This window comes from uncultured Thiocystis sp. (genome assembly GCF_903866365.1).
Taxonomy (GTDB): Bacteria; Pseudomonadota; Gammaproteobacteria; order Chromatiales; family Chromatiaceae; genus Chromatium.
On record NZ_CAIPNF010000290.1, the window covers coordinates 1 to 8,446 of the forward strand.

Genomic DNA, 8,446 nt, shown 5'->3' on the forward strand with positions numbered 1-8,446 from the left:
CGGGAAATCGACCTTGGCCGCGAGCCGGTCCGTATCCTTTTCGGCAATGCCGGTCTTGATGTCGGCAATGGCGAGATACGGGCCTGCCGCCACGTAGCCAAGCGCGGCGAGCAACACGCCGCCGCTGATCCATGCCAATTTTTTCATCTGGTGTATCTGCTCGCGTCGATTTTCTGTGTGCGGTATATTGACAGTCTCCGTGCAGTATCGCCAATCAGGAAAACCGTCTGCATGACCGTCCCCAAGATCACTACCGTGACGTTTCGCATCAAGCCAGAAATCAAGGACGCCTTGCGCCAGGCCGCCGAGCAGGAGCATCGCAGTCTGGCGAATATGCTGGAGGTGATGATTCGGGACTGGTGCGGGCGCAAAAAGATGACGATCAGTCAGCCAGCATCCGTGGAGCGTCGGACGTGACCGTCACCATCGACCCGAGCATCCACGCGCCCTTCGATGCCCCCAGCGACAGTTCCGGTTTGCCCACAACGGCATCGCGGATCGGCTCGTCAATGGGCGGCGCCAATGCCTTTAGCGGGACCGGGACAGGACGCGAGCACGCAAGCTTGCGAAACCGGCATCCTGGTGCGTCTTGCGGCAGGATACCGCCACGCGCCGGGGCTCGATCCGAGGCCAGGGAGGCAGGGATGCCGCGTCGCGTTTTAAGATCCTCTAACGGTACCAAGGGAGACGAGTGCCATGAACGCGACGAATCCAACCCGCGAGGAAGCCCCGACCCACGGACCAGCAATCTATCCGCGTCGGGTGTTGCTGGTCGTCACCGGTCTGTCCCCCCAGGTTGTGACCGAAACCCTCTACGCCCTCTGGAAACAGGATCGCCGTCTGGTTCCGACGGAGGTCCATCTCATCACCACGGTGCAGGGGGCCGAGCACGCGCGCCTGAATCTCCTCTCGCCGGCCATCGGCTGGGTCGAACGCTTACGACGCGACTACGCCCTGCCCGCCATCGACTTTCCGCCTGAACACATCCATGTCATTTCCGGTCGCGACGGACGCCCGCTGGAAGACATTCGCTCGCCCGATGACAACGTTTGCGCCGCCGATCTCATTACCGATCTGGTGCGCGGCTTTACCGACGATATGCACTGCGCGCTGCATGTCTCCATCGCGGGAGGGCGCAAGAGCATGGGCTATTTCGTCGGCTATGCCCTGTCGCTGTTCGGTCGCGCGCAGGATCGCCTCTCGCATGTGCTGGTGTCCGCGCCTTTCGAGAGTCATCGCGAGTTTTACTATCCCTCGCTCGGCGAGCGCCCAATCCACGTCAAGCAAGGCGACAAGGAGATCGCCTACGACTGCCAAACGGCCCAGGTCGATCTGGCGTGGATTCCTTTCGTGCGACTGCGCGCCGCGCAGCATCGCCCGCTGGTCGAGGGTCAGGCGCGCTTTACCGATTGCGTCAACGCGGTTCAAGAGGCGCTCGCCGAACGCGAGTTGATCATCGACCTCAAGGCCAAACGCATCCGCGCCGGCGGTACCACGATTCGCCTGCCGCCCACCGAACTGGCGTTTCTCTCCTGGTTCGCGCGACGGGCCAAGGCCGGGCTGGAGCCCCTGCCGGGGATCCCCATCCCGGAAGAAGATCCCGAGCAACGCGGTGTGGCGTATCGCGAGCCTTTCATGGCCGAACTGAAACGCATCGATGCCCTGCTCGACGAACACGGCAAGACCATGCAGGCGATTCGTCACCGGATCACGCCGGACTACTTCAACGCCAAGAACTCCAAGCTCAACCGGACCCTGAAGGAGAAACTCGGCGCACTGGCGGCACGGCCGTATCTGGTGTTGCAGGAAAGCGATGGGGCCGGCTATGCGCTGGCGCTGGCACCCGAGGCGATCCGGTATGGCGCCGTGGCGGCATCCCCGTAAAACGAGGCGCATGCCAGCAGACAAACGCGCATCCGAGAAGATGACGCAACCGTTTTGACAGGATGGAGAATCGTCGATGAGCAAGGTTTTAACCACGCTGGTGAGTTTTTTGGGACGCGCCCGCCAAGACCCCAAAACCGGTTATCGAACGGCGCATTACCGCTTTGCCGATGGCTCGACACACACCACGCCCTTCTTCGGATTGGCGCTGCGCGAGGTGATTCGCCCCGAGCGTCTGGTCTTGCTCGGCACGGCGGGCAGCATGTGGGATGTGCTGATCGAACAGTTGGCCGTTGCGGGCGAGGATGAGGAGTTGCGTCTGCGGCTGATCGAAGCGGCGACGGAGAATCGCGTGGACGATGCGTTGCTCGCCGAAGTCGTGCCCCTGGTGGAACGCGCGCTCGGTCTGCCCTGTGTCCTGCGGCTGATCGACTATGGCCGCGACGCCGACGGTCAGGCGCGGATTCTCGATGTCATCGCTGCCGCCGTGCCCGCGGGTCGGGTTGCGCTCGATCTGACCCACGGCTTTCGTCATCTGGCCGCGGTCGGTTTGCTGTCGGCGCTGTTTCTGGAGCGAGTGCGTGGCCTGAACATCGCGAGCGTTTACTACGGCGCGCACGAGATGACCGAGAACGATCAGACGCCGGTGATCCAACTCGACGGATTGCTCGCGATCGCGCACTGGATCGATGCCCTCGGGCGCTTCGATCAGAACGGCGATTACAGTCTGTTTGCCCCCCTGCTGGAAGCGGACGGCGTGGCGGCGGATAAGGTCGGCTGTTTGCGTGACGCGGCGTTTTTCGAGCGGACATTGAATCTGAGCGATGCCAGACGGCGTATCCAGACCTTTTTGCCCGCGCTCGATCGCCCGCTTGCCGGGGTCTCGGGATTGTTTCAGGACGCACTGCGTCAACGGCTCGCTTGGGTGCGCGGCGGCACCCTGTCCGAACATCAACGCCGTCTGGCCGAGTTTTATCTGGAACAACGCGATTATGTCCGCGCCGCCATCCTGGGCTTTGAGGCAGTGGTGACGCGCGAGTGCGAGCGGCGCAAATCAGGCTGGCACGATCATCAAGAAGATCGCAAACCGGCAGCGGAAGCCTACGAGGCGGAAATCAAGGCGGGCGAACACTCGCGAGCCGTTTGCGACGCCTATTGGACGCTAAAAAATGTGCGCAACGCGCTTGCGCACGGGAACCCGGCGGCGCTGGAAAAGGTGCGTCAGATTGTCGTCAGCCCCGAGCAATTGCCGCTTGAACTGCGGCGTGCGCTGGATCAGCTAACGCAATCCTTCACAACTCGTGAATAACCACCCATTGGTCCGGAAAGACCACGATCCATCATGTCGGCAGGAGTGACGCGCGATGCCTGAAATGCTTGAAGCCACCTACCAGATCGTCACCCCAATGTTCCTCGGCGGCGCCAATCAAACCCCCGAGGACGGTATCCGCCCGCCATCCGTCAAGGGCGCTTTGCGGTTCTGGTGGCGGGCGTTGCATTGGGGGCACTTTTTACGGGAAGCCGGCGGCGACGAGTCAGCCGCGCTCCGGTTGTTGCATCGTCAGGAAGCGCGTTTATTTGGCAGTGCCGCCAACGGTGAAAACACCGGGCAGAGTCTTTTCATGCTGCGCGTCAGCCGCCAACCCAAACTGGCGACTGAAATGCAGTGGCCACAAAACAACACCGGTAGCGGCTATCTCGGTTATGGCCTGATGGCGACGACTCAGGCACCCCATCGCCAGGGCATTCGTGAAGGTGTCGAATTCGATTTGGAACTGCGTTTCAAACCGAAAACGGATCAAGCCGACATCGACGCGATCAAGAAGACGCTGCATGTCTGGAGTCTGTTTGGCGGGTTGGGCAGCCGGGCGCGGCGCGGATTCGGTTCGATCACGCTGCGCCAGCTCAACGCGCAGGACATGACTTTAGATCAAGCCGGGTTTGAGGTGGGAGTACGCAACCTGATGCGCGAAACGGTGAACATTGCCGATTTTCCGCCTTACACCGCCTTCAGCGAACATGTTCGCTTCAGCATTCTGGCCACCGACACTGACGCGCGGCGGGTACACAGCCAAGCCGGATTGATCTATCAAACGCATCGCGGTCAAGCCAGTACCTTGCGCGGCGCGGACAAGATTCCGTTTGGCCTGCCCCTGCAAGGAATCGATCAAGACAGCCGCCGTGCCAGTCCTCTGCTGTTTCACGTTCATGCCCTGCGCAACGGCCAATTCGCCGCCGCCGTGCTCTATTTACCGGCGCATTTCCACCACGATCCCCGTTATCAAGCGTCTGACTTGACGGCTTTCAATCGTGACGTGGCGCGGTTCGTGCCAGCAACGGAGTCCCGCCCATGACCGACCAAACCACCTTTCATTTCACCCTCGGCCCCGTGCAGGGGTTTGTCGCCCAAGCGCGGCGCACCCGCGATTTCTGGGCCGGTTCCTTTCTGCTGTCGTGGCTGGCGGGCGCGGCGATGCAGGCGGTCAAGACACAGGGCGGGGAGATCAAGTTTCCGAAGCCCGAGGATGGCTATCTCGACTGGCTGACCGGGAAAGGTCAGGGCGAAGCACCGCGCCAAGGCTGCATTCCCAACCGTTTTAAAGCGATTCAAGCCAGGGTGCCAAGCGATTTCGATCCGCTGAACGTCGAGCAAGCGGTACGCTGTGCGTGGTCGGTGCTGGCCGAAGCGGTCTGGCAGCGCGACCTGCAACCCCATGTCCCAGACCCGGCGCAAGCACGGGCGATCTGGGAACGTCAGTGCGAGCAATTCTGGGACATCGCCTGGGCGCTCGGCGACGACAATGCCCTGCTGGATCGACGGAAGAACTGGCGCACCCAGCTGCCGCCGGACGAGGCGGGCGTCAAATGCTCGATGATGGCCGGTTGGCAGGAACTCTCCGGTGCGGCGCATCCCAAGGATGAACGACGCAATGCGTTCTGGGAGCCTTTACGCAAGGAATTCAATCGCGATTTCGACCCCGATGAAGCACTCTGCGCCATCGCCTTCATCAAGCGCCGGTTCGTGAAGGGCTTTGCCGATCTGCGGGTCTCGATGCCCGGCGGTTGGACACTGCACGGCTGGCGGGTCGATGGTCAGATGCCCTCGACGCTCGACCTGGCGGCAGCGCATTGGGTGGAGCAGCTGAACCATACCAATCATGATGCACTGAAATCCTTGTCGGCTGCCGTCGAGTCGCTGCTTGAGGTGTCACCGCTCCTTGGAACATCCGACGGTGGCCTGGGCAAGCTGCGCTGCGTTCACGACACCGGTCAGGAGTCGCTCAAGCGTCTGCACTCCAGCGCCCTCTTCGCGCACGTCCTCGACAACCGCAAACTCTGCCCGGACCGCGAGCGCGTCAAGGCGGTCGGGCAGGCACTCAAGGCGCTCGACAAGCAGACCTCGCCCGCGCCCTTCTACGCCATTCTGATGATGGACGGCGACAGCCTCGGGCAGCTGCTGCAATCCGATCCGGATGCCCCGCCGAAAATCTCCGAAGCGCTTAATACCTTCACTGCCGCCGTGCCCGATATCGTCGACGACCACAGCGGCTTTCTGATCTACGCCGGTGGCGACGACGTCCTGGCACTGTTGCCGCTGGAGGATGCGTTAGGCTGCGCGACGGCGATTCGCGTCAGCTATCTTGCCGCGTTCAAACAGGCGTTCGGTCAGGATGGCGGCTCGACGATCTCCGCCGCCGTGATCTTCGCCCACGTCAAGATTCCGCTCACCCGGATGCTCCGCGATGCGCATCATTTGCTCGATGAGGTCGCCAAGGACGCAACCGGACGCGATGCGCTGGCGGTGCGCGTGGTCAAGGCCAGCGGCGAGGCGCTGCAATGGGCGCGACCCTGGGCCTGCGCGGTCAGCGCAATCGATCCGAATCAGTTGGAAATCCAACGGCTTGCCGATGAGTTTGCGGCGCAGTCAAAAGGCACGACCGATACGGAAAACCGGGCCGCTTTCAGCAACAAATTTTTCTACAAGATCCGCGAGCGGTTCGCGTTTCTCAATCCATCGGGCGATCAATCCAGTGCTCTTTTCGACGAGCAGGATGCCCGGTCATTGCTGGCGGTCGATTATCTCGCCTCCGGCGTCAACGACGGGCGGCGTGACAATGACAAGTTGAAGATCGCCGAGGCCGAGCAACTGATCGCGCCGCTGCTCGCGCAGTGCTATCCGGTCAAGCGGTACACGGCGACCGATGCGGCCAGGCGTACCGGCGTCCCCCTCACCCCGCCCCTCTCCCCGAGGGGGGAGATACGGCGGCGTTTTATCGACAGCCGCGCCTGGAACCCGATGGCGCGCTACTGGTGCGTTTTCTCGCCCAAAAAGGAGCCGAAACCCGATGAGCGACGTCATCCAACACTGGCGGTTCGATCCGCTCGACACCTGGTTTTTCCGCGAAGCGCGCGGTTTCGATACCAGCGGCAGCAATGCCTTGAGCAGCCTGTTTCCGCCCCCGGCGCGCACCGTTGCCGGGGCGTTGCGGACCCTGATCGGTGAGCAACAGGGCGTCGATTGGGCGCGGTTCGCGGATGCGGGCGAATACGCCGATCTCAAGCAGATCATCGGCAGCGGCGACGCTCTCGGCGCGCTGTGCCTGACCGGACCCTATCCGCTGTGGAACGACGCACGTCTTTATCCCGTTCCGCTGCATCTGCTGAAAAAAGACGATGCTTACCGCTTTCTCACGCCCGGCAAAGAGCCGGTGCTGTGCGATCTTGGCGCACCGCATCCCCTCATCCCCGACCCTTCTCCTCCAGGGGAGAAGGGAGAAAAAGCCCCTCTCCCCAGCGGGGAGAGGGGTTGGGGTGAGGGGCGAGAAGATCAGGAAACGCGAATCCTGCCAGTGAAACTCCCCTGCCTGACCGAACCGCTCCCCGGCGCCAAACCGCTGGAACACGGCTGGCTGACGGGCGAAAACCTGCAACGCGTTCTCAGCGGCCAACCGCCAACGGCGGTCATCAAGGCGGCGGACCTGTACGCCGAGGAACCGCGCCTGGGCATCGCCCGCAACAACCGCCAGCGCACCGGCATCGATGGCCTGCTCTATCAAACGCGCCATCTGCGCCCCCGCGCCGGACTGGCCATCGGCGTTGGCGTTCAGGGGTTGCCGCCCGCCTGGCGACCCGCGCCCGGCGTGATCCGTTTCGGTGGCGAAGGTCGCGCCAGCGCGGCGCGCATCGGCACACCACCCGTACCGTTCCTCCCGCCCGAGCCAAAAGACAACCGGCTGCTGCTGATGCTGCTGACGCACGCCGATTTCGGGCGTGACTGGTTCCCGCCCGGTTTTGGCGCCGAGCAACGCGATGGCGTGCGCATCTGGCGCGGCACAATCAACGACGTGACGCTGACCATCGAATGCGCCGTGATCGGCAAGGCCGCGCGCGAAGGCGGTTGGGATTTACTGAAACAGCAGCCGCGTCCGGTCAAAAGTCTGGTTCCCGCTGGCAGCGTGTATTTCTGCACCGTCGCGGGCGAGGCCCAGGCCGCCGCCCGCGCGCTGCACGGTCAATGTATCGGCCATGACACCGCGCTGGGTCGGGGCGAGCTGGCGATTGGGACTTGGCAGTAATCCCCCCTCATCTTCGCCCCTTCTCCCCCAGGGGAGAAGGGAGAAAAAGCCCCTCTCCCCAGCGGGGAGAGGGGTTGGGGTGAGGGGAGAACAGACGCGATTCAGTGATTTTTCAGGAGCGAAGTAAGGATATGCACAGTACCGCACTGCTCGGCCTGCTGGCCGAAACCTCCATCCACGCGGGAGCCGGACAGAATGCCGGTGTGATCGATTTGCCCATTCAGCGCGAGTCGCACACGCACTGGCCGGTGGTCTTCGGCTCGGCGGTCAAGGGCGCGCTCCGCGCCCGTGCCGACGAGTTGGACGCACCCTGGTCAACCGCCGTCTTCGGCCCCGACACCAATAACGCCTCCGATCATGCCGGGGCACTGCTGGTCAGCGACGCGCGCCTGCTGCTGTTGCCGGTACGCTCGCTGACCAGTCACTTCAAATGGGTCACTTGCCCGGCGCTGCTCAAACGGTTCGCCGCCGATGCCAAGCGGCTGGGACTGGTGACCTTTGCCATCGACCAGATTCCCAAGCTACCGGACGACAACACCGCGCTGCTACCCGCGCCCGGCAAGACCAATACGCTCTATTTGGAGGAGTTTCGTTTCGCCGCAGACACTGCCGACTTCACCGCCATCATGTCCGCGCTGGCGCGGTTGATGGGTCGCGACGATGCCGTACAGGTGCTGCAAACCCAGTTGGCGCTGGTGCATGACGACCGTTTCAGTCATCTGGCGCAGTTCGCCACGCCGGTCAACGCCCATGTCTGCATCGAAAACAAGACCAAGACGGTCAAACCCGGTGCGCTCTGGTACGAGGAAAGCCTGCCGCCCGACACCCTGCTCTATGTCGCGCTCCAGGCACAGGCGGCGCGGGCGAAAGACTCGAACAAGACGGCTGCCGAAGTACTGGCGCATCTCGCCGATGAACTCTTCCAGCGCCCCTATCTGCAACTCGGTGGCAACGAAACCGTCGGCATGGGCTGGTGCAAGGTGACG

General features: G+C 62.9%; 7 protein-coding genes and 1 pseudogene. 7 read left to right on the forward strand and 1 reads right to left on the reverse strand.

Annotated elements, in window-relative coordinates:
* Positions 1–318, reverse strand: a 318-nt coding sequence (locus tag QZY07_RS27510) for a DUF2939 domain-containing protein (RefSeq protein WP_363184363.1), incomplete at its 3' end; no start/stop codon positions are given.
* Here QZY07_RS27510 and QZY07_RS16365 point away from each other — a divergent pair.
* The 7 genes and pseudogenes from QZY07_RS16365 to cmr4 all read left to right on the forward strand — a co-directional run.
* On the forward strand, positions 232–417 hold the full coding sequence (locus QZY07_RS16365) for a hypothetical protein (protein WP_295405023.1): 186 nt from the start codon (positions 232–234) through the stop codon (positions 415–417). The genes QZY07_RS27510 and QZY07_RS16365 overlap by 87 nt on opposite strands.
* A 279-nt stretch (positions 418–696) precedes the next feature.
* Positions 697–1,884: a CRISPR-associated ring nuclease Csm6 gene (gene csm6 / locus QZY07_RS16370; RefSeq protein ID WP_295405026.1), complete on the forward strand. Its 1,188-nt coding sequence runs from the start codon at positions 697–699 to the stop codon at positions 1,882–1,884.
* A 76-nt stretch (positions 1,885–1,960) separates the two neighbouring features.
* A complete protein-coding gene (gene csx2 / locus QZY07_RS16375) occupies positions 1,961–3,193 on the forward strand; it encodes a TIGR02221 family CRISPR-associated protein (RefSeq protein ID WP_295405029.1) in 1,233 nt (410 codons plus the stop codon).
* A gap of 55 nt (positions 3,194–3,248) precedes the next feature.
* Positions 3,249–4,238 (forward strand): type III-B CRISPR module RAMP protein Cmr1, encoded by a 990-nt coding sequence (gene cmr1, locus QZY07_RS16380; RefSeq protein ID WP_295405032.1) that lies wholly within the window; start codon positions 3,249–3,251, stop codon positions 4,236–4,238.
* Positions 4,235–5,596, forward strand: a pseudogene (cas10, locus tag QZY07_RS16385) (type III-B CRISPR-associated protein Cas10/Cmr2); the annotation flags it as partial. The gene cmr1 and the pseudogene cas10, both read left to right, overlap by 4 nt.
* Positions 5,597–6,230: 634 nt before the next feature.
* On the forward strand, positions 6,231–7,460 hold the full coding sequence (locus tag QZY07_RS16390) for a type III-B CRISPR module-associated Cmr3 family protein (protein WP_295405035.1): 1,230 nt from the start codon (positions 6,231–6,233) through the stop codon (positions 7,458–7,460).
* Positions 7,461–7,591: 131 nt separating this feature from the next.
* On the forward strand, positions 7,592–8,446 hold an 855-nt coding region (gene cmr4 / locus QZY07_RS16395; RefSeq protein ID WP_295405037.1), incomplete at its 3' end, for a type III-B CRISPR module RAMP protein Cmr4.

Excerpts from the sequence above, each read along its gene's own strand:
- QZY07_RS16365 (WP_295405023.1), top strand. The coding sequence starts at position 232 with ATGACCGTCCCCAAGATCACTACCGTGACGTTTCGCATCAAGCCAGAA.
- csm6 (WP_295405026.1), top strand. The coding sequence starts at position 697 with ATGAACGCGACGAATCCAACCCGCGAGGAAGCCCCGACCCACGGACCA.
- csx2 (WP_295405029.1), top strand. The coding sequence starts at position 1,961 with ATGAGCAAGGTTTTAACCACGCTGGTGAGTTTTTTGGGACGCGCCCGC.
- cmr1 (WP_295405032.1), top strand. The coding sequence starts at position 3,249 with ATGCCTGAAATGCTTGAAGCCACCTACCAGATCGTCACCCCAATGTTC.
- QZY07_RS16390 (WP_295405035.1), top strand. The coding sequence starts at position 6,231 with ATGAGCGACGTCATCCAACACTGGCGGTTCGATCCGCTCGACACCTGG.